The following is an 18,710-nucleotide window of genomic DNA, read 5'->3' on the forward strand; positions in this document are numbered from 1 at the left end:
GCACGCGACTTCCCGCAACGTATTGGCCTTCTTTGCGTTCCAGCAAGCGTGGCGTTTGGATTGGACGGCCGCTCCAACTTGCGCGGGCCTCCGGCGTGCCTAACTCCAGAGGCGACCTCGCCTCACGCCCCAAGGAGTCTCCATGACCGCGACGATCGATACAGGCCTTACGAAAACCGAGCGCACCGACGTGGCGCAGGAGCTGACCAAGGTCCTCGCCGACAGCTTCGCGGTCTATCTGAAGACCCACGGCTATCACTGGAACGTGCGCGGTCCGGAGTTCTTCAGCTTCCACAATCTGCTGGAGCAGCAGTATCGCGACATCTGGGCGGCGCTGGACGAGATCGCCGAGCGGATCCGCGCCCTCGGCGTCCTGGCGCCCCAGAGCTTTTCGGGCTTCGGCAACCTGACCTCCATCAAGGACGGCGATCCCGAGAAGGAGGCGACCGCGATGCTCAAGGAACTGCTCAAGGACCACGAGACCCTGATCGCCACCGCCCGCCGGGCCTTCGACGCCGCGGACGCGGCAGGCGACGAGGCCTCGGCCGATCTGATGACCCAGCGTCTGGCGGCGCACGAAAAGTTCGCCTGGATGTTGCGGTCCACCCTCGGAGGACGCTGAGCCTTGACCGAGCGGCGATTTTCGGCCTGAAAACCGCCTCGCTTGAGGGCTATCCCGCGTCGCCGTCGGAACATGGAGCTGAACTTGGCCGGGATCGACTGGACATCGATGCTGAAGAGGAGCCGCCGCCTCGCCGCCGCCGCGCCCGCGGCGCTGGCGGCCGTCGGCGTGGCCATGGCCGCCGGCTCCACCGTGCGTCCCGAGATAGACCGCCGCGCGGAAGCCGTGCGCCAGCTGACCGACGGTGACCTGAGCGACAGGGGCCTGGCCGCGATTACCGCGCGCATGACCCCGTCGCAGCTGGCCCTGGCCATCCGTCACGATCCGAGCGAGCGCCGCCCGGCCCTGTACGGCCTCACGCCGGGCTGGGAAAGCCTGTCCCTGGGCGGCAAGCCCTCGCTGGACTTCGGCGCCTCGGGCCTCGAAGCGCAGAAGCTGAACGCCGCCATGCCCGCCTCGGGCCTGCTGCGGGCGGCCCGGCCGTTCGCGTTCAAGCCGGCCACCGCCGAGGACCGTCGCCGGGCGATCCGCTGCCTGACCCAGGCCGTCTACTACGAGGCGGCGCTCGAGCCGACCGAGGGCCAGGAGGCGGTGGCGCAGGTGGTTCTCAACCGCGTGCGCGATCCGAACTACGCCGACTCCGTCTGCGGCGTGGTGTTCGAGGGCGCCGAACGGATCACCGGCTGCCAGTTCAGCTTCACCTGCGACGGCTCGCTCGGCCAGGCCCCGGTGGCCTGGGCCTGGAACCGCGCCGCCCGCGTCGCCGAGCGCGCCCTGGCCGGCGGCGTCGCCGTCAAGGTCGGCACCGCCACCCACTACCACGCCAACTACGTCCACCCCTGGTGGGCCCCGACGCTGAACAAGCTGACCCAGATCGGGGCGCACATCTTCTATCGCTGGAAGGGCGTCTACGGCGAGCCGGCCGCCTTCCGGCAGGCCTATTCCGGACGCGAGCCGCGGATCGACGAGGCCCGGTTCGCCCGACCCCGCCTCGAGGTCGTCCCGGCGATGGATGCCGAAGCCGCCCTCGCGGACGCGGCGGCCAAGGGCGAAAGCGCCATGCGGACGGTCGAGATCGATGGACAGACGCGCGTCGTCGGCATCGTGTCCCTAGGGGGGCGTCAGCAGCCGACGCCCGAGCAGATCACCGAGATCAACCAACGCCTCGCCGCGTTCGAAGCCCCGCCCAGGCCCGCGGCGACGCCGGCTCCCGCTGCGCCGCCGCCCGGCGTCACGGTCATGCCGGTCGAAGAAGTCGGTCGCCCGGGCGCCTGATAATCTTCAGCCCATTGCAACGCTATCGGGTCGTTCGCATTGATGTGAACCGGCGCGCGGCGCGCCCCTTCAGAGGTCCGTTTGACTGTCACCCTTGACCAGAAGCCCGGCTGGGCTGAGGCCGACCGTCTCGCCGCCCTGCGGGCGTACGACATCCTCGACACCCCCCGCGAGACCGCCTTCGACGACATCGTGAATCTGGTCGCGCGGGTCTTCGACGCGCCGATCGCGGTCGTGAACCTGATCGACGAGGGTCGACAGTGGTTCAAGGCCGAGACCGGTCTGGGCGTGCGCGAGACGCCGCTGGATACGTCGTTCTGCGCCCACGCCATCCTGATGCAGGACCGGATGGTGGTGCCGGACGCCACCCGGGACGAGCGGTTCGCCTGCAATCCGCTGGTGACCGAAGCGCCGTATCTGCGCTTCTACGCCGGCGAGGTGTTGAAATCCGCCGAAGGGCTGCCGATCGGCACCCTGTGCGTGCTCGACGACAAACCCCGGCCTGAGGGGCCGACGCCGCTGCAGATGAACGCCCTGCAGGTCCTGGCGGCGCAGGTCATGACCCAGCTGGAACTGCGCCGGTCGCTGTCCCGGCAGCGTCAGTCAGAATCGCAGTTCCGCGCCATCGCGGACTCGATGCCCCAGATGGTCTGGTCGACCCTGCCCGACGGCTTCCACGACTACTACAACGCTCGCTGGTACGAGTTCACCGGCGTGCCGGAAGGCTCGACCGACGGCGAGGGCTGGAACGGCATGTTCCACCCCGAGGACCAGGACAGGGCCTTCGCCCTCTGGCGCCGCTGCCTGGAAACGGGCGAGCCCTACGAGATCGAATACCGCCTGCGCCGCCACGATGGCGTCTACCGCTGGACGCTGGGCCGGGCCCGCCCGATCCGCAACGAGGTGGGCGAGATCGCCCGATGGTTCGGCACCTGCACCGACATCGACGACCTGAAGCGTTCGGATCAGGCCAAGGAGCTGCTCAGCCAGGAGCTCAGCCACCGCATCAAGAACATCTTCGCCGTGGTCTCCGCCCTGATCGCCCTTTCGGCCCGTCAGCATCCCGAAGCCAAGGACTTCGCCATGGCGGTGCGGACCCGCATCAACGCCCTCGCCCGGGCCCATGAGTTCGTCCGACCGCATACCGAGAGCTCGAAGCCGACGGTGGGGTCGATGACGCTGCACGCCTTTCTGACCGACCTGTTCAAGGCCTACAGCGAGCTCTCGGGGAAGACGCGGGTGGCGCTGACGGGCGATGACGCCACCTTCGACGATCAGGCCGCGACTTCAGTCGCCCTGCTGTTCCACGAACTGGCCACCAACGCGGCCAAATACGGGGCGTTGTCATGCGATGGGGGCCGCGTCACCCTCGACACCCGCCGCCTGGGCGACCGCTTCGTCCTGACCTGGACCGAAACCGGCGGCCCGCCGGTGGAGGGCCCCCCGAGCAAGGAGGGTTTCGGCTCCTCGCTGGCCACCCTGTCGGTCGAGGGGCAGCTGGGCGGCCGACTGGAGCGCAACTGGCTGCCACAGGGCCTGCAGGTCGTCGCCGACCTTCCCGCCACGGCTCTTTCCCGCCGCCGTGCAGCCCAAAACGTCGCATGACGGAACTGGCCCGACCGTTGCACGCTCCTTTGAAAGCTCGCCGTATGTTCGGCGGCGTACGCCCCTGGCCTGATTGACTGAATGACCGCCCGCATCCTGATCATCGAAGACGAGGCCCTTGTGGCCATGGAGCTTCGCTTCGTCCTGGAGGACCTGGGGTACGACGTCGTGGCCACGGTCGCCGACGCGCGCTCGGCCCGCGAGGTCGTGCGCGAGACGGAGATCGACCTGGCGCTGGTCGACATTCACCTCTCCGACGGGCCGACGGGCGTCGCCCTGGGCCGCGAACTGGGCCAGGATCTCGGCGTGTCGGTGCTGTTCATGACCGCCAATCCGGGCATGGTGCGCGAGGGCGTCGCCGGCACGATCGGCGTGCTGTCAAAGCCGACCGATGAACGCGCGGTGCAGAAATCGGTCGACTACGCCTTGCGTCGTCGGCAGGGCCAGCCCGTCCTGTATGCGCCGCCGGAGCTGCAGCTGTTCGGCTGAGCCGGCCGGCTTACCAGACGCCGATCTTCTCGGCTTCCTTGTGCGAGATCGGGTGGCCCTGGGCCTTGTGGTCCTGCTCGGCCAGGAAGCGCACCGCCTCCAGCGCCGCCATACAGCCCATGCCCGCCGCCGTGACCGCCTGGCGATAGATGTCGTCGGTGACGTCGCCGGCGGCCCAGACGCCCTCGATCGCCGTCGCCGCCGTTCCCGGCTGCACCACCAGGTAGCCGCCCTGCTTGGTCTCCAGCTGGCCGGCGAACAACTCCGAAGACGGCGCGTGGCCGATGGCGATGAACACCCCGTCCGCGGGGATTTCCCGCGTCTCGCCGGTCTTGACGTTCTTCACCCGCGCGCCCGTGACGTTGACGCCGCCGAAGGCGTTGGTCTCGCCGAGGATCTCGTCGATGGCGTTGTCCCAGACCACCTCGACCTTGGGGTTCGAGAACAGGCGGTCCTGCAGGATGCGCTCGGCCCGGAACTCGTCGCGGCGGTGCACGACGGTGACCTTGGAGGCGAAATTGGTCAGGAACAGCGCCTCCTCGACGGCGGTGTTGCCGCCGCCGACGACGATGACGTCCTTGCCGCGATAGAAGAAGCCGTCGCAGGTGGCGCAGGCCGAAACGCCGAAGCCCTGGTATTTCGCCTCGCTCTCGAGGCCCAGCCACTTGGCCTGGGCGCCGGTGGAGATGATCACCGTCTCGGCCAGCATCTCGGTTCCGCTGTCCAGCGTCAGGCGGAACGGCCGCTGCGAAAGGTCGGCCTTGACCACGATGTCCTCGATGATCTCGGTGCCGACATGCTCGGCCTGGGCGCGCATCTGCTCCATCAGCCACGGGCCCTGGATCACGTCGGCGAAGCCGGGATAGTTCTCGACGTCGGTGGTGATGGTCAGCTGGCCGCCGGGCTGCAGGCCGGCGATGACGACGGGGCTCAGCAGGGCGCGGGCGGCGTAGATGGCGGCGGTCCAGCCGGCGGGGCCGGATCCGATGATGGCGACGCGAACGGTGCGGGGAGTGCTCATACGCCTATCTAGGCGCTGATTCCGTCAAAGGGGAGGGTGTCACTGCTCTCGCTGGTAGGGCTGGAAGCCGCAGTCCTCGGGCGTGACCAGCACATAGACCACCTCCGGTTCGGCCTGGCCCGGCTCGGCCGCCACCACCACCCCGTCGTGCTCGGCGAACCAGACGACGTCGGTGCGGTTCAGAATGCGCGGCAGGCCGTACTTCACATAGTCGCGCCCGGCGACGGTCAGCGGGGCGTCCTGGCGGTACCAGTCCCGGTCCGCGGCGGCGCTGAACGGCGTATCCTCCAGTCCGCCCCAGCCGCTCATCGTGGCGTAGGCGCGGCCGTAGAAGTCGGTCTCATAGTGATCGAAATACCCGATCAGGATCGGGAACATCATTCCCGCACCCGGCGTGTATCCGCAGCCGATTTCGAGTTTCTGGGGTTGCGCGTCCGGGCCGGGATACGTCTGCAGGGCGGCGGCGAGGACTAGGGCTGTGATCATCATGCCCGGATGCTAGTCTGCGACCGTTCGTCCCGGCAAGCAGGAGTCAGATATGGAAGGCCGCAGCTATCTGGGCATCGGCATCGCCCTTGGCGTCGCCATCGGCTCCGCCATCGGCGTGGCGATGGACAATCTGTCGATGGGCATAGGAGTCGGCATCGCCATCGGCGTCGCAATCGGTATCGCGATGGACGGGAGCGGCAAGCGCGGCGAGAACGGTTCAAAGAACGGCCCGGCGTCCTCCAGCGGCCGCGATGCCGACAACCCCGGCGACTGACGCCCTGCCGGACGTCAGCGTCAGGCCACCGTCTCCGGCGTGGCCAGCACGGCGCGCTGCATCAGGGACGACACGCCCCACTCGCGGGCGGTCTCCATCGCTTCGGCCAGCATCAGCCCGACCGCGCGCGGCTCGGTCGCGGTCAGCCGCCCCTTGGCCATGGCCAGATGCGCCATGCCGAGCTGGTCGGCGGCCCAGTCGAGCGGCTCGATCCGCGTCGCGTCCATCAGCCGGCGCCGGACGATGGCCTCCAGGCTGGTCAGGGCCTCCACGTCGTCCATGGCCTCGGCGAGCGCCGCCTCGGCGGCCAGCCGCCGCTCACGCGCCAGCGCCCCGAGGATCAGGCCGGGCTCGCGGGTCAGGGTCTCGGCCTCGGCCAGCAGCAGCAGCGGCGTCTCGGCCTGCGCCTGCACCATGCGCACGGCCACCCAGTCCAGCGGGCTGTGGTCGGGCGTGAACTGGTCCACGGCGGCGTCGAACAGCGCCTGCCCCTGAATCTTCGCCGCCTCGTTCCGGGCCAGGGTGGCCAGCGCCATCAGGCCGGCTCCGGCCAGGGCCAGGGCCCGCGCCCGGGTCAGGGGGCGGTAATCGGGCGAAGCGCTCTCGACCAGGGCGCGCAGGTCGCGCCCGGCCTGGTCCAGCAAACGGCCGTCGCGCCGCGCCACTCCGGCTTCCAGCGCCAGCGCCGCCCGGTCCAGCCGCAGTTCGTCGCCCGCCGTGGGCGGCAGGGCGCGCGCGCCGTGGAGCGCCGCGTCCAGCAGGGCCGCCGCGTCGAGCAGGTTGTTCGGCTGACCCGACAGGCGGGCGCGCCGGGCGCACAGCCGGGCGTGCAGCGCCGCCGCCGCCGCCCGGGTCGAGGGCCGCTCGGCGGTCAGGGACTGGGCGTCGGCCAGGGCCGCGGTCAGGGTGGCCGGGCCGCCGAACAGGTCGAAGCGCAACAGGTGGATTTCGCCGGACTCGATTGCAGCGGCGGCGGTCTGGTCGGGGGTGGCCGTGTGCCGCGCCGCATCGGAGGCGCACTTCGCCGCCCGCTCCAGGCTCTCGCGCCGGCCGGTGCGGCGGGCATGCTCGCGCCACAGCGCCGCGGCCCGCATCCAGCTTTCGAACGGGCGGGGGCAGGACACGCGGCCGGCGTCCACCGTTTCGCGGCGCGCCTCGGCCTCGACCAGGTCCGCGCCGATCAACTCCAGCCAGCCGAGGTCGTCGCTCTCGCGCGCCTTGTCGAACAGCTTCCTCAGGTCCCGGCCGAATTCGAACATGGGGTGACCCGCGCTCCGTCCCGCTTCGGGACTGACAGCCGTCCCTCTCGCTGCCATTGCAAACGCAACGCCGCGCCGGAGGTTCGACTGCGCCGTACGGGTGTTGGCCTGGGTCGGCGGAGCCTAGGTGTTCCGGCCCTGATTCTCCAGCCAGGCGAGCAACCGCCGCACCGAAGGCCCCGCCTCGCCCCGGCGGTGAAAGGCGGCGAACACCGCCCCGTCGCTGACGAAGCCGTGGGGGGCGGACAGCCGTCCGGCGGCGAGGTCGGCCTCGACCAGCGGCCGCTGCGCCACGGCGGCCCCCAGTCCCGCCGCCGCCGCCTCGATCATGGTCTGCTGGTGATCGAACTCGATCGGGCCGCCGGCCGGGGCCGACCGTCCCGTCAGCCTGGTCCAGCTGACCCACGCCGACGGATGCGAACGTGAAACCAGCCGGATGTCCGGCGCGCCGCCGGGGGCCGTGACCATGCCGATCGTATTGTCCATGAACGGCGTCGCCTCCACGCCCTCGGGACAGGCCGTCTCCGGCACGAGCATGCGGATGGCCAGGTCGGCGCCGCCGAGGGTGCGGTCCAGCGCGGCGTAGGACTCGGTCAGCTCCACCACGACGCCGGGCGCGGCGGCGGCGAAGTCGGGCAGGCGAGGGATCAGCCAGCGCGCCGCCAGGGTCGACAGGCACGACACCCGCACCCGCCGCCCGGCCCGGCCGCGCCCGGCCACCGCCTGCTCCAGCGCCGCGAAGGCGGGGGCGATCTCCTTCCACAGCCGCTCGGCCTCGGCCGTCGGCCGGCGGGCGTTGCGGGGGCCTTCGAACAGGGGGTGGCCGAGGGTCTGCTGCAACAGGCCGATCTGGCGGCTGACCGCGCCGTGGGTCACGCCGAGTCGTTCCGCCGCCCGGCCCATGCCGCCCAGCCGCATGGTCGCCTCGAAGGCCTGGAGCGCCTTCAGCGGCAGGGCGGGAGCGGGTGGCTTCATGTGCGGAAAACTCACGAACAGCGTCCGATAAGTCGTTAGGCCGCCGACGGCAAGTCAGGGCATTCCGCTCGCCAGCCAACCGGGATGAGACTGACATGATCCGCGCCGTCGACTACGGTCAACGCCAGCACCAGGGCTATCAGGCGGGGCGGGAATTGCCCGCCGCCAGCCGGGACCTGTGGGCGGGGGCGTTCGCCGCCCGGGCGCCCGTCGCCCGTCCGTTGACCTGCCTCGATCTCGGATCGGGGACCGGCCGCTTCACCCCCTTGCTGGCCGAGATCTTCGGCGGCCCGGTCTACGGGGTCGAACCCTTTGAACGGATGCGCGCCCAGGCCGAGGCGGCGCCCCACGCCGACGCCGTGCGCTATCTGGCCGGGCGGGCCGAGGCCATTCCCTTGCCGGACGCCGCCTGCGACCTGGTGCTGATGTTCCTGTCCTTCCACCATGTGCAGGATCGGCCCGCGGCCGCGCGCGAAATCCGCCGCGTGCTCAGGCCCGGCGGCCGGCTGCTGATCCGCAGTCATTTCTCGGACAGAATGCCGGAAATCCACTGGCATCGCTGGTTCCCGACCGCCCGCGCGGTGGAGTTGAAGATGTTCCCGACCCTCGCCGAGGTCACCGACCTGTTCGGTTCGGTCGGCTTGCAGCCCATGGCCCTCGACATCGTCCGCGAGACTTTCTCGGACAGCCTGGCCGAGTCGGCGCGCCGCCTGAGGACCCGGGCCATCTCCACCTTCGAGCATCTCGACGAGGCGGAGATCGTCGAGGGCTTCCGGCGCATGGATGCGGAGATCGCCGCCGGGCCCGAAGGACCGACATACGGCGACTGCGACCTGCTGGTCCTCGGCTAAGCACGGCGCTGGCGGGCCGGGCGCCTTGCAAAGGTCCAAGGCCTCGGTCTTTGTGCGCTGCATCATGTTGATGCGTCGCCTGATTCAGCTCCACCTCGGTTTGTGCCTGTTCGGCTTCGCCCTCGCCCTGATGGTGCGCGCGACCCTGGGCCTCGATCCGTGGAACGTCTTCCAGCAGGGTCTGGTCGGTCTGACGGGGCTGACCCTCGGCCAAGTTTCCATCGTCATCGGCATTGTCGTCATGCTGGCCTGGATTCCGCTGCGCCAGAAGCCGGGCTACGGCACCATCGCCAATATCTTCATCATCGGGCTGGTGGTGGACGCCTCCCTGGCGGCGCTGCCGGAGTTCGAAGGCCTGGCCTTGCGGATCGTCCTGATGGTGGCCGGCGTCGTGCTCAACGCCGTTGGGTCCGCGGCCTATATCGGCGCGGGCATGGGGCCCGGACCCCGCGACGGGTTGATGACCGGCCTGCACGAGAGACTGGGCTGGTCGATCCGCGTTTCCCGCCTCAGCATCGAGGCCACGGTGCTGGTGGCCGGCTGGCTGCTGGGCGGCGTGGTCGGGGTCGGAACGGTGCTCTACGCCGTGGCCATGGGGCCGCTGGTGCAGTTCTTCCTGCCGATGTTCACCCTGTCGCCGCCCCTCAAGGTCAGCCCCGCTCCTTCGTCTTCGTGAAGGCCACGTTCGGGAACCGCTCCATCACATAGCCGGTCTCCCAGCTCGACTTGGCCAGGAAGACGGGGTCGTCGTCGATGTCGCGGGCCATCTGGCCGCGGTACTTGCCCATGAAGTCCTCGAGGTCGGCCCTGGTCCCGCCGATCCAGCGCGCTTCCGCGAAGGGCGACGGCTCGAAGATGACCTCCAGCCCGTATTCCTCGCCCAGCCGGTCGGCCATGACCTCGAACTGCAGCTGGCCGACGGCGCCGACGATGAAGTCCGAGCCCATCTCGGGCCGGAACAGCTGGGTCACGCCCTCCTCGGCCAGGCCGTCGAGCGCCTTCTTCAGGTGCTTGGCCTTGAGCGGATCCTTGACCCGCACCCGCTGCAGGATTTCCGGCGCGAAGTTGGGCAGGCCGGCGAAGCGGATCAGGCCGCTCTCCGACAGGCTGTCGCCGACGCGCAGCACGCCGTGGTTGGGAATGCCGATGACGTCGCCGGCGTAGGCGTCCTCGGCCAGTTCGCGGTCCGAGGCGAAGAACATGATCGGCGCGTTGACGCTCAGCTGCTTGCCGGTGTTCTGCACCTTCAGCTTCATGCCGCGGGTGAATTTGCCCGAGGCCATGCGGAACATGGCGATGCGGTCGCGATGGTTGGGGTCCATGTTCGCCTGGACCTTGAACACGAAGCCGGTGACCTCGGCCGCGCCCGGCTCGACGGTGGTCGGAACCGGCTCGGCCGCATTGCGCGTGCCGGCGGGGGCGGCCTTGTGCGCCTTCATCACCTTGGGCGGCGGGGCCCATTCGCCGATCGCGGCCAGCAGCTCGTCGATGCCGAAATGGCGCAGGGCCGAGCCCCACAGCACCGGCGTCATATGGCCTTCGAGGAAGGACTGGCGGTCAAAGGCCGGATAGCCGCCCTCGACCAATTCCTGCGCCTCCATCAGCGCCTCGTGCTCGCCCGCCTCGAAATATTGCGCGGCGTCGGCCAGCGGCAGGGCTTCGGGGTGGGGCACGTCTTCGGCCGACCCGGCCGGCTTCTTGGCATAGGGCTGGAACCGGCCCGTGCCCATCTCGACCATGCCGCGCAGGCGGTTGCCGCTCTCGGCCGGCCACCAGATCGGGGCGGGGTCGAGCTGCAGCCGTGACGCGATCTCGTCCAGCAGGGCCATCGGGTCCTGGGCCTCGCGGTCCAGCTTGTTGATGAAGGTGATGATCGGAATGTCGCGCAGGCGGCAGACCTCGAACAGTTTCAGGGTCTGCGGCTCGATGCCCTTGGCGGCGTCCAGCACCATGATGGCGCAGTCGGCGGCGGTCAGGGTGCGATAGGTGTCTTCCGAAAAGTCCTCGTGGCCCGGCGTGTCCAGCAGGTTGAACATCTTGCCGTCGTGCTCGAACGTCATCACCGACGCCGAAACCGAGATGCCGCGCTCCTTTTCGATCTTCATCCAGTCGGACTGGGTGCGCCGGTTCTCGCCGCGCGCCCGCACCGCCCCGGCCGCGCGGATGGCTCCGCCGGCCAGCAGGATGTGCTCGGTCAGCGTCGTCTTGCCGGCGTCGGGGTGCGCGATGATGGCGAAGGTCCTGCGGCGCAGGGCCTCCTGTTCGAGAGTGAGCTTCGACATGTTCGATCCGTTGGGCGGCGGGAGTTACCGCGTGCGGGCCCCGATGTCACCCGATGTGAATACCCCCTCGCAACGAAGGGCTTTCCGAGTCATTGTCCTGTCAGGCGAGACGACCCGGTCACGCAATCGGGCGCCGCCTTTGGAAACGAAGGAACGGACATGGCGCTCAACCACACCGTCGATCCAACGTCGAAACGCGAGGGACCTCACCCCGCCCTCAGCCTGGTGGTCGGCTTCGGAGTGATCATCCTCGGCGCGACCGTGGTGCACGTGGTCTTCAACGTGCTGGTCTAGGCGTCGTCTCCGGCGTCAGACGGCCGCTCCGTTTCGTCCTCAGCCGGCGGGGCCTCGTCCACAGGCGCCGCCTCGCCGCGCGCCGTGGCGATCATTTCGCGGGCGCGGCGCGTGTAGCTGCTGCGGTGGGGACTGTTCGACACGGGCAGCAGCACGGCGACCGCCTCGGCGTTCAGCGACCGCGCCATGTAGGCGTGCCCCAGCCTCAGCCGCGCGTCGAAGGACTGCGGGGCCAGTTTCACCGCCACTTCCAGGGTCGAGATGTCGTTGTCAGTGGGATAGCGCGCCTGGCCCTGGCGAGCCCGGTTCAGGCCCAGGTAGACGCGAAAGTCCAGCGGGTCGGCCTCGTAGGCCCGGGCCAGGTAAGCTGACGCAGCCCGGCGGCGCCCCATGGCGCTTTCCCCGGTCTCCTTCTCGGCGAGATCGAGCAGGGCCATGCCGGCCAGACGCAGGGCGTCGGCGTCGGTTGAGCCTTCGGTCAGGAGCGGTTCCAGCGCCGTGAACGCCGCCTCCGGGTCGTCGGACAGCCGGTGGGCCCGGGCTTCGACCAGCATGGCCATTCGCTCTCCGGGATAGCGCTCCGCCGCCGCGAAGGCGTCGCGGATCAGGTCGGCGCGATGTTCGGCGTCCTCGCGCGCCTCACGCGCCTTTTGCGCTTCGGACTTCTGCGTCTGGCCATCGTCGTCCGGCGGTTCCTGTTTCACGGGTTCGCGATCGAGACGCAGGTCCAGCCAGGCCATGTGGCTTCCGGCCGGCGACAATGAGGTCACCGTCACCTCCGGCTCGGCAATGTCGATTTGCGGGGTCAGCATGTCGATCGCGCCCGAGGCGTAGAGGCGCACATCCGTCTGCAGCTGGGCCGGCGTCCGGCCGGTCGCCGCCTGCATGGCCGCCACCGACTCCTCGCCCCGGACCACGGCGTTCAGATAGTCGCTCAGCATCCGGGTCCGCTCCGGCGTGCTCATGAAGTAGTGCGTCATCGCCCAGGCCTGGGCGTAGTAGGAGGACGCCCGGTAGCGGCCCGAGGCCGTGTAGCGCCACGTCAGCACGTCCTCCATCCGGGCCCAGGTGTTGGCGCCGCCGCTCAGCGAATTGATCCGGCCCGGGTGGTGACGTCCGAACTGGATGCGATCGGGCCGGACGTCGGCGGTGGAGTAGTATTCCGCGAAGCCCTCCACGAACCACGACGGGTAGGCGTTGGACACCATCTGGAACATGAAATGGTGGGCGTACTCGTGGAACAGCACGACGTCGCCGGAGATGGCGCTGGTGTCGACCACGGCGTGAATGCGACCGCTGTTGGGGGAGTAGTAGCCCCCCACCGAGGCGCCGATGCCCGGATACGCCTCTTCCATGTCGCGGCGGCCCTCGGCGATGAAGATCTCCAGCTTCGGGATCTCGTGATCGACCACGATGGGATAGTAGGCCCTGAGCAGGGCGTCGAACCGCTCCACCTTCTGGGCGTAGGTGCGAATGGTGCGCTCCGACACGTCGCCGTAGACGATGAAGTGGGTGGTCTCGGCGCGCCGCCATTCAGCGCTTGCGGCTCCGGCGGCGCAGGCGGCCAACAGCGCCACGGCGACAGCCAGCACGCGCTTGCCCTTGATGAACATCTCTCTCCCCCCACGATCCCCGCGGACAACCTACCGTCGGGAAGGAGTCGGCGACAAGCCGGAGCGGGTGCGCCTCAGGCCGCCAGGCGCATCCACACCGCCTTGTCGGCGGCCACGGCGTCCAGCTTGCCCCGGACGGCGCGGGTCTTCAGCTGGCGCATCACCGGATCGGGCAGGGCGCAGAACTGCGGCTCGACCAGATCGGGATCGCAGGCCGCAGCCGGGGCCGCGAACAGGGCGGCGTTGACGTCGGGCGAGCGGTCATGGATCAGCCACGCCAGACGGCGCGCGCGCTCCGGATCGTTGTGGTGCAGCAGCGGGTCCTCGGCGAACAGCTCGCAGCCCAGGGCCAGCACATAGTCGAAGCCCAGCTTCTCGAAACGGCGCGCGTCGCCGGGCGTGACCGGGCAGGTCTCTTCCAGGTCGAAGACCACATCGTTCAGAAGAAACAGCATCGAAAGCATCCGCCATCACCGGGCTCGTTCTGGACCCGTTATCGATGACCCTACCGACCGTCGCTTGCGGTTCCGTTCCCGAACGTCGTTAAGGATTTCGCACCGGCGGCCGGCGCGTTAACCCTCCGGTTTGATCTCGGGCTCCGCCACCTTCTCCGTGATGAAGTGCCGCCCCTCCCGGTCCTCGATCTCGATGATCCAGAGGTCCGGGTCGTAGCGGATCTGGCGCTGGAGATAGTCGTCCAACTCGCTCTCGAACGCGCTCTCGACCGGCTGCATCCACAGCCGCTCGCCGTCCGGTCCGAAAGCCTCACTATAGAGTCTGGCGCGGCGCGTGGAGGTGTCGAAGGCCTTGACGATCACCGTCCCCGCCCGGGCGTCGCCCTTGCGCGCCACGGTGGCGAAGGCCCCGGCCAGTTCGGCGCGTCGGATCAGGGCGGCGGCCCACAGGTCGGTGGAAAGAAGCAATTCGCTAACCCTGCTCGGAAACCGGACCGGAACCCATGGCGGGTAGGGTGCGGCTTATGACGATAAGGCAGAAAGCCTTCATGACCAAAGCCATCCTGCTCGCCGCCGCCGTGCTGGCGGCGCCGGCGATCGCGCGGGCGGAACCCGCCGACACCTATTACGAGCGCGCCTTCGTGGTCGCCGCCGACGCGCGCTGCAGCCTGTTCGCGCCCGAGATAGACGCGGCCCTGACCGCCGCCACGGCCCAGGCGCGGGGCGCCGCCCTCCGCTCCGGCGCGGCCGAGGCCGACCTCAACGCCGTCGCCGTCCGCGCCCGCTCCCGGGCCGAAACCGTGTCGTGCCGGGACCCGCAACTGGCCATGGTGCGCGAACGCGTCGACGGGGCCTTCTCCAGCTGGATTCGCACGCCCCGCATGACCTTTCCCGGCGCGGCGCGACCCTGGGTCGCCGACCGAACCGCCTGGACCCGCCCCGGCTGGCGGCTGATGCAGGCTTCGACCGTCGGCGCCTCGCCGGTGACCTTCGGCTACGGCGACGACGGATCGGCCCTCACCGCCGTCGTCTCGTTCGTCGGCCGATCGCGCCCCAACGCCGCACGGATCGTCTTCCGCGACGACGCCAGCGCCCCGCGGGCGTGGCTGGCCGGAGAGGGGCTGGCCCCCGCCTCATCGCGCGCCAGCGTATGGGCCACCGGCGTCTCGGCAGCCGATCCCGCCCTGCTGCCCGAGGGCCGGCGGGCCGGCGAAGCCTGGCGCTTCCCGGCTTCGGCCGCCGACCGGCTGGCGCGTCTCGATCCGCGCGAGACCTTCCTGGTCGAGTTCCATTTTCGCGACGGCAGCGTCGCCGCGGCCCGCTTCGAAGCCGGCGATTTCGCGGCCGGCCGCGCCTTCATGGCCATGGGCGCGCTGTAAGACGTCGGCCCCTTAACGCCGCGTTTACCAAGCAGGCGGCAGTTTCTGCCTAGCGGGCGTGTTCGGTCTCCCGCGAGTATCGGGGCGGGGCGCGTGGGCGGCTTTACGGCGGCGTTGCAGAGATTTGGGATCGGTCGACTGACCGTGGTGCTGGGCGTCGCCGCCGGCGTCGCGGCGGTGCTGGTCGCCGTCATGCTGCGCATCGGCCAGGCCCCCGACGCCCTGCTGTACTCCAACCTCGACCTGCGCGAGGCCTCCGAGATCACCACGGCGCTGGACAGCGCCGGCATCAAATATTCCTCGAAGGGCGACGGCTCGACCATCTTCGTCAGCCGCGACGAGGTCGGCGAGGCCCGCCTGCTGGTCGCCGGCAAGGGTCTCGTGACCTCCGGTTCGGTGGGCTACGAGATCTTCGACAACCAGTCGGTGCTGGGCCAGACCGAGTTCCAGCAGAACCTCAACGAAAAGCGCGCCCTCGAGGGCGAGCTGGCCCGCACCATCATGAGCATGCGCGGCATCACCTCGGCCCGGGTGATGATCGCCCTGCCGTCGCGCCAGCTGTTCCAGGCCGCCGCCGTCGATCCGACCGCCGCCGTGGTCGTCGGCGTCACGGGCGGGACCCTGACCGGCGCCCAGGTCCAGGCCATCCGCAACGTGGTCGCCTCATCGGTGCCCAATCTGAAGCCCGAGAAGGTCACGCTCACCGACACGGCCAACCGCACCCTCGCCGCCGGCTCGGACGACGCGGGCTTCAGCGCCGCCTCGGCCGAAGAGGCCAAGTCGTCGGCCGAAGCCCAGCTGCAGGCCCGCATCAAGGACATCGTCGAGGGCGTCGTCGGTGTCGGCGCCGCTCGCGTCCAGGTCACCGCCGACATCGATCACAGCCGCTCCACCACCCAGGAGCAGCGCTTCGACCCGGACGGCCAGGTCGTGCGCTCGACCTCGATCAACGGTTCGGAAAGCGCTGACACCACCGGCGTCAACGACGGCGGCGCGACGGCGATCAACAACATTCCCGGCGGCGAGGCCCCGGCCGCCACCCCGATCGGCTCGCGCGACACCCAGAACACCGAGACCACCAACTACGAGATCTCCAACACCACCACGACCACGATCAAGGAGGCCGGCGAGGTCAAGAAGCTGGCCGTCGCCGTCGCCGTCGACGGCAGCTACGCCCCGCCCGCCAACGGCGAGGGCGAGCCGACCTACACCCCGGTGTCCGAAGAGGTCCGCGCCAAGATCGAGGCCCTGGTCAAGGCGGCCGTGGGCTTCGACGCCGAGCGCGGCGACGTGGTCCAGGTCACCGCCGTCCGCTTCAACCGCGACGTGGCGGCGGTCGGCGGCGTCGAGGCGGGCTCGTCCCTGTTCAACTTCACCAAGAACGACCTGATGCGCGGCGTCGAGCTGCTGGTGTTGCTGATCACCGGCGTGCTGCTGATTTTCTTCGTCCTGCGCCCCCTGCTGAAGAGCGCCACCGGCGGCGGACAGGCCCAGCTGACCGGGCCGGGCGGCGTGCCGGTGACGCCGTTGCAGACCACGATGATGGCCGCCGGCGGCATGCAGATGGCCCAGCTGACCGGCCCGGCCGGCCCCTCCGAAATGGAGCAGCGGCTCGACATCGCCCGCATCGAGGGTCAGGTGAAGGCCTCCTCGGTCAAGAAGGTCGCCGACTTCGTCGAGAAGCATCCTGACGAGTCGACCTCCATCCTCCGCAGCTGGGTGCACGAAGGCTGATGGCCGCCCGGATGGTCACCAAGAAGCCGGCGGTCGAGGACGTCAGGAAACTGACGGGTCCCGAGAAGGCGGCCGTCATCCTGCTGTCGCTCGGCGAGGATCACACCCGCCTGTGGCAGAGCCTGGACGAGGACGAGATCAAGGAGATCTCCCAGGCGATGGCCTCGCTCGGCACCGTCTCCTCCACGGTGGTCGAGGAGCTGATGGTCGAGTTCGTCTCGGGCATGAGCGGCTCGGGCGCGGTCATGGGCAGCTACGAGCAGACCCAGCGCCTGCTGGCCTCCTTCATGCCCGGCGACCGCGTCGACGCCCTGATGGAGGAAATCCGCGGCCCGGCCGGTCGCACCATGTGGGACAAGCTCGGCAATGTGAACGAGGCGGTCCTCGCCAACTATCTGAAGAACGAATACCCGCAGACGGTCGCGGTGGTGCTGTCCAAGATCAAGCCGGACCACGCCGCCCGCGTCCTGACCAGCCTGCCCGAGGACTTCGCCCTCGAATGCGTCCAGCGCATGCTGCGCATGGAGCCGGTGCAGCGCGAGATCCTCGACAAGATCGAGCAGACCCTGCGCACCGAGTTCATGTCCAACCTGGCCCGCACCTCCAAGCGCGACAGCCACGAGATGATGGCCGACATCTTCAACAGCTTCGACCGCCAGACCGAGGCCCGCTTCATCGGTGCGCTGGAAGAGCGCAACCGCGAGGCGGCCGAGCGCATCCGGGCCTTGATGTTCGTGTTCGAGGACCTCGCCAAGCTGGACCCCGGCGGCATCCAGACCCTGCTGCGCGCCGTCGAGAAGGATTCCCTGGCCCTGGCCCTGAAGGGCGCGTCGGAATCCCTGCGCGAGCTGTTCTTCTCCAACATGTCCGAACGCGCCTCCAAGATCATGCGCGAAGACATGGAGACCATGGGTCCGGTCCGGCTCAAGGACGTCGACCAGGCCCAGATGGCCATGGTCCAGGTGGCCAAGGATCTCGCCGCCAAGGGCGAGATCATGCTGGTCGGCCAGGGCAGCGACGACGAGCTGATCTACTGACATGACCGCTCAACCCCTCAGCACCCCGTTCACCTTCGACACCGAGTTCGACGCCGCGGGCGTCGTGGTCCAGCCGTCCGCCTTCCGCCCGGTCAAGCGCGCCTTCGCGCCCAACGAGGTGGAGGCCCTGGTCGCCCAAGCCCGGCTGGAGGCGCGCACCGAGGCGCTGGCCGAGACCGAAAGCCTGCGGGCCATGGCGCTCTCGACGATCGGCCAGACCCTGACCGACGCCGTTCCCGCCCTGGCCCGGATCGCCCGCGCCCACCGCGAACAGGCCGCCGAACTGGCCATGGCCGCCGCCCGCGTGGTGGCCTCGGCGGCGCTCGAACGCTTCCCGGCCGGACCGCTGCAGGCGGCGCTGGAGGCGCTCGGCCAGGAGATCGACGCCTCGCCCCGGCTGGTCATCCGCACCGGCGACCTCGACGACGCCAACCGCGCCCGGATCACCCAGCTGTGCGACGACTCCGGCTTCTCCGGCGTGGTCGCCTTCCGCGAGGAGCCGGGCCTGCCGCCCGCCTCCTTCCAGCTGGAATGGGCCGACGGCCGCGCGGAGTTCGACGCCGACGCCGCCTTCGTCCGTATCGGCGAGGCCCTGGCCTCCGCCCTGGCCGCCGAGGCCGGGCACGCCGAACCCCTCACCCCCGACACTTCACTGGAAGGAAGGCCGTAATGGCGTCCGACACCATGGCTCTGGAGGAGTTTCCGGACTCCACCGCGATCACCGTCCACGACGACGCCACCGACAAGACCGCCACCGATCTGGCGCCGGTCTTCGACGTGCCGGTCAACATCTCGGCGGTGCTGGGCAAGGCGCACATGTCCGTGGCCCAGCTGCTGAAGCTGAACCGCGGTTCGGTGCTCGAGCTGGACCGCAAGGTCGGCGAGGCCATCGACATCTTCGTCAACAACCGGCTCGTCGCCCGCGGCGAGGTGGTCGTGGTCGAGGACCGGCTGGGCGTGACCATGACGGAAATCATCAAGACCGAAGACAGCAACGCCTGACGGCGTCGATCCGGGCCCGCGGACGCGGGCCCTCGTGCGTAGAAGATTAAGGGA

General features: G+C 69.7%; 21 protein-coding genes. 13 read left to right on the forward strand and 8 right to left on the reverse strand.

What is annotated here, in order from left to right; genetic code table 11:
• Nucleotides 1-142: 142 nt before the first annotated feature.
• The 4 genes from ACSQ1L_RS11250 (at nucleotide 143) to ACSQ1L_RS11265 (ending at nucleotide 3,991) form a co-directional block, all read left to right on the forward strand.
• Nucleotides 143-622, forward strand: a complete 480-nt coding sequence (locus tag ACSQ1L_RS11250; RefSeq protein ID WP_435994835.1) for a Dps family protein — start codon at nucleotides 143-145, stop codon at nucleotides 620-622.
• Nucleotides 623-694: 72 nt separating this feature from the next.
• Nucleotides 695-1,897: a cell wall hydrolase gene (locus tag ACSQ1L_RS11255; protein ID WP_435994836.1), complete on the forward strand. Its 1,203-nt coding sequence runs from the start codon at nucleotides 695-697 to the stop codon at nucleotides 1,895-1,897.
• An 81-nt stretch (nucleotides 1,898-1,978) separates the two neighbouring features.
• Nucleotides 1,979-3,502, forward strand: a complete 1,524-nt coding sequence (locus ACSQ1L_RS11260) for a sensor histidine kinase (protein ID WP_435994837.1) — start codon at nucleotides 1,979-1,981, stop codon at nucleotides 3,500-3,502.
• Nucleotides 3,503-3,583: 81 nt separating this feature from the next.
• Complete coding sequence (locus ACSQ1L_RS11265) at nucleotides 3,584-3,991, forward strand: response regulator (protein ID WP_435994838.1); 408 nt, start codon at nucleotides 3,584-3,586, stop codon at nucleotides 3,989-3,991.
• A gap of 10 nt (nucleotides 3,992-4,001) precedes the next feature.
• Here ACSQ1L_RS11265 and trxB read toward each other — a convergent pair whose 3' ends face one another.
• The gene (gene trxB / locus ACSQ1L_RS11270) at nucleotides 4,002-5,012 is read right to left on the reverse strand and encodes a thioredoxin-disulfide reductase (RefSeq protein WP_435994839.1); all 1,011 of its coding nucleotides are present in this window, start codon (nucleotides 5,010-5,012) and stop codon (nucleotides 4,002-4,004) included.
• 39 nt (nucleotides 5,013-5,051) lie between these two features.
• Nucleotides 5,052-5,501 carry a hypothetical protein gene (locus ACSQ1L_RS11275; protein WP_435994840.1) on the reverse strand — a complete coding sequence of 150 codons (450 nt, stop codon included), beginning with the start codon at nucleotides 5,499-5,501 and terminating at the stop codon, nucleotides 5,052-5,054.
• A gap of 49 nt (nucleotides 5,502-5,550) precedes the next feature.
• Between ACSQ1L_RS11275 and ACSQ1L_RS11280 the strand changes: the two genes are divergently transcribed.
• Nucleotides 5,551-5,775 (forward strand): hypothetical protein, encoded by a 225-nt coding sequence (locus ACSQ1L_RS11280; protein ID WP_435994841.1) that lies wholly within the window; start codon nucleotides 5,551-5,553, stop codon nucleotides 5,773-5,775.
• A gap of 20 nt (nucleotides 5,776-5,795) precedes the next feature.
• Here ACSQ1L_RS11280 and ACSQ1L_RS11285 read toward each other — a convergent pair whose 3' ends face one another.
• Both ACSQ1L_RS11285 and ACSQ1L_RS11290 read right to left on the reverse strand, forming a co-directional pair.
• A complete protein-coding gene (locus tag ACSQ1L_RS11285; RefSeq protein WP_435994842.1) occupies nucleotides 5,796-7,034 on the reverse strand; it encodes a hypothetical protein in 1,239 nt (412 codons plus the stop codon).
• Between the two features lie 123 nt (nucleotides 7,035-7,157).
• A complete protein-coding gene (locus tag ACSQ1L_RS11290) occupies nucleotides 7,158-8,009 on the reverse strand; it encodes a LysR family transcriptional regulator (RefSeq protein WP_435994843.1) in 852 nt (283 codons plus the stop codon).
• A gap of 95 nt (nucleotides 8,010-8,104) precedes the next feature.
• Here ACSQ1L_RS11290 and ACSQ1L_RS11295 point away from each other — a divergent pair, with 95 nt between their 5' ends.
• Together ACSQ1L_RS11295 and ACSQ1L_RS11300 are read left to right on the forward strand one after the other, a co-directional pair.
• On the forward strand, nucleotides 8,105-8,860 hold the full coding sequence (locus tag ACSQ1L_RS11295; protein ID WP_435994844.1) for a class I SAM-dependent methyltransferase: 756 nt from the start codon (nucleotides 8,105-8,107) through the stop codon (nucleotides 8,858-8,860).
• A 70-nt stretch (nucleotides 8,861-8,930) separates the two neighbouring features.
• Nucleotides 8,931-9,536, forward strand: coding sequence for a YczE/YyaS/YitT family protein (locus ACSQ1L_RS11300; RefSeq protein WP_435994845.1), 606 nt, complete (start codon nucleotides 8,931-8,933; stop codon nucleotides 9,534-9,536).
• Here ACSQ1L_RS11300 and ACSQ1L_RS11305 read toward each other — a convergent pair.
• Nucleotides 9,511-11,142 (reverse strand): peptide chain release factor 3, encoded by a 1,632-nt coding sequence (locus tag ACSQ1L_RS11305; protein ID WP_435994846.1) that lies wholly within the window; start codon nucleotides 11,140-11,142, stop codon nucleotides 9,511-9,513. The two genes, ACSQ1L_RS11300 and ACSQ1L_RS11305, sit on opposite strands and share 26 nt — an antisense overlap.
• 159 nt (nucleotides 11,143-11,301) lie before the next feature.
• Here ACSQ1L_RS11305 and ACSQ1L_RS11310 point away from each other — a divergent pair, with 159 nt between their 5' ends.
• Nucleotides 11,302-11,436, forward strand: coding sequence for a hypothetical protein (locus tag ACSQ1L_RS11310; protein ID WP_435994847.1), 135 nt, complete (start codon nucleotides 11,302-11,304; stop codon nucleotides 11,434-11,436).
• On the opposite strand, the gene ACSQ1L_RS11315 is transcribed toward ACSQ1L_RS11310, so the two are convergent.
• The 3 genes from ACSQ1L_RS11315 to ACSQ1L_RS11325 form a co-directional block, all read right to left on the reverse strand.
• The gene (locus ACSQ1L_RS11315) at nucleotides 11,433-13,049 is read right to left on the reverse strand and encodes a DUF1570 domain-containing protein (protein WP_435994848.1); all 1,617 of its coding nucleotides are present in this window, start codon (nucleotides 13,047-13,049) and stop codon (nucleotides 11,433-11,435) included. The genes ACSQ1L_RS11310 and ACSQ1L_RS11315 overlap by 4 nt on opposite strands.
• Before the next feature lie 74 nt (nucleotides 13,050-13,123).
• Nucleotides 13,124-13,504 (reverse strand): hypothetical protein, encoded by a 381-nt coding sequence (locus tag ACSQ1L_RS11320; RefSeq protein WP_435994849.1) that lies wholly within the window; start codon nucleotides 13,502-13,504, stop codon nucleotides 13,124-13,126.
• 117 nt (nucleotides 13,505-13,621) lie between these two features.
• Nucleotides 13,622-13,972 (reverse strand): DUF1491 family protein, encoded by a 351-nt coding sequence (locus ACSQ1L_RS11325; protein WP_435994850.1) that lies wholly within the window; start codon nucleotides 13,970-13,972, stop codon nucleotides 13,622-13,624.
• Nucleotides 13,973-14,052: 80 nt separating this feature from the next.
• Here ACSQ1L_RS11325 and ACSQ1L_RS11330 point away from each other — a divergent pair, with 80 nt between their 5' ends.
• The 5 genes from ACSQ1L_RS11330 (at nucleotide 14,053) to fliN (ending at nucleotide 18,656) form a co-directional block, all read left to right on the forward strand.
• On the forward strand, nucleotides 14,053-14,883 hold the full coding sequence (locus ACSQ1L_RS11330) for a hypothetical protein (protein ID WP_435994851.1): 831 nt from the start codon (nucleotides 14,053-14,055) through the stop codon (nucleotides 14,881-14,883).
• Nucleotides 14,884-14,976: 93 nt separating this feature from the next.
• Nucleotides 14,977-16,617, forward strand: a complete 1,641-nt coding sequence (gene fliF / locus ACSQ1L_RS11335) for a flagellar basal-body MS-ring/collar protein FliF (protein WP_435994852.1) — start codon at nucleotides 14,977-14,979, stop codon at nucleotides 16,615-16,617.
• 11 nt (nucleotides 16,618-16,628) lie between these two features.
• Nucleotides 16,629-17,654, forward strand: coding sequence for a flagellar motor switch protein FliG (fliG, locus tag ACSQ1L_RS11340; RefSeq protein ID WP_435994975.1), 1,026 nt, complete (start codon nucleotides 16,629-16,631; stop codon nucleotides 17,652-17,654).
• Nucleotide 17,655: 1 nt separating this feature from the next.
• A complete protein-coding gene (locus tag ACSQ1L_RS11345; protein WP_435994853.1) occupies nucleotides 17,656-18,324 on the forward strand; it encodes a flagellar assembly protein FlbE in 669 nt (222 codons plus the stop codon).
• Entirely contained in the window at nucleotides 18,324-18,656 is a 333-nt protein-coding gene (gene fliN / locus ACSQ1L_RS11350; protein ID WP_435994854.1) for a flagellar motor switch protein FliN, read from the forward strand. Before ACSQ1L_RS11345 ends, fliN begins: the two co-directional genes overlap by 1 nt.
• Nucleotides 18,657-18,710: the final 54 nt, after the last annotated feature.

This window comes from Brevundimonas sp. LjRoot202 (assembly GCF_964253355.1).
Lineage (GTDB): Bacteria > Pseudomonadota > Alphaproteobacteria > Caulobacterales > Caulobacteraceae > Brevundimonas.

What these genes read in the sequence shown, in the direction of transcription:
- ACSQ1L_RS11250 (WP_435994835.1), top strand. Translation starts at nt 143, where the DNA reads ATGACCGCGACGATCGATACAGGCCTTACGAAAACCGAGCGCACCGAC.
- ACSQ1L_RS11255 (WP_435994836.1), top strand. Translation starts at nt 695, where the DNA reads ATGGAGCTGAACTTGGCCGGGATCGACTGGACATCGATGCTGAAGAGG.
- ACSQ1L_RS11265 (WP_435994838.1), top strand. Translation starts at nt 3,584, where the DNA reads ATGACCGCCCGCATCCTGATCATCGAAGACGAGGCCCTTGTGGCCATG.
- trxB (WP_435994839.1), bottom strand. Translation starts at nt 5,012, where the DNA reads ATGAGCACTCCCCGCACCGTTCGCGTCGCCATCATCGGATCCGGCCCC.
- ACSQ1L_RS11275 (WP_435994840.1), bottom strand. Translation starts at nt 5,501, where the DNA reads ATGATGATCACAGCCCTAGTCCTCGCCGCCGCCCTGCAGACGTATCCC.
- ACSQ1L_RS11280 (WP_435994841.1), top strand. Translation starts at nt 5,551, where the DNA reads ATGGAAGGCCGCAGCTATCTGGGCATCGGCATCGCCCTTGGCGTCGCC.
- ACSQ1L_RS11285 (WP_435994842.1), bottom strand. Translation starts at nt 7,034, where the DNA reads ATGTTCGAATTCGGCCGGGACCTGAGGAAGCTGTTCGACAAGGCGCGC.
- ACSQ1L_RS11290 (WP_435994843.1), bottom strand. Translation starts at nt 8,009, where the DNA reads ATGAAGCCACCCGCTCCCGCCCTGCCGCTGAAGGCGCTCCAGGCCTTC.
- ACSQ1L_RS11295 (WP_435994844.1), top strand. Translation starts at nt 8,105, where the DNA reads ATGATCCGCGCCGTCGACTACGGTCAACGCCAGCACCAGGGCTATCAG.
- ACSQ1L_RS11300 (WP_435994845.1), top strand. Translation starts at nt 8,931, where the DNA reads ATGCGTCGCCTGATTCAGCTCCACCTCGGTTTGTGCCTGTTCGGCTTC.
- ACSQ1L_RS11305 (WP_435994846.1), bottom strand. Translation starts at nt 11,142, where the DNA reads ATGTCGAAGCTCACTCTCGAACAGGAGGCCCTGCGCCGCAGGACCTTC.
- ACSQ1L_RS11310 (WP_435994847.1), top strand. Translation starts at nt 11,302, where the DNA reads ATGGCGCTCAACCACACCGTCGATCCAACGTCGAAACGCGAGGGACCT.
- ACSQ1L_RS11315 (WP_435994848.1), bottom strand. Translation starts at nt 13,049, where the DNA reads ATGTTCATCAAGGGCAAGCGCGTGCTGGCTGTCGCCGTGGCGCTGTTG.
- ACSQ1L_RS11320 (WP_435994849.1), bottom strand. Translation starts at nt 13,504, where the DNA reads ATGCTGTTTCTTCTGAACGATGTGGTCTTCGACCTGGAAGAGACCTGC.
- ACSQ1L_RS11330 (WP_435994851.1), top strand. Translation starts at nt 14,053, where the DNA reads ATGACCAAAGCCATCCTGCTCGCCGCCGCCGTGCTGGCGGCGCCGGCG.
- fliG (WP_435994975.1), top strand. Translation starts at nt 16,629, where the DNA reads ATGGTCACCAAGAAGCCGGCGGTCGAGGACGTCAGGAAACTGACGGGT.
- ACSQ1L_RS11345 (WP_435994853.1), top strand. Translation starts at nt 17,656, where the DNA reads ATGACCGCTCAACCCCTCAGCACCCCGTTCACCTTCGACACCGAGTTC.
- fliN (WP_435994854.1), top strand. Translation starts at nt 18,324, where the DNA reads ATGGCGTCCGACACCATGGCTCTGGAGGAGTTTCCGGACTCCACCGCG.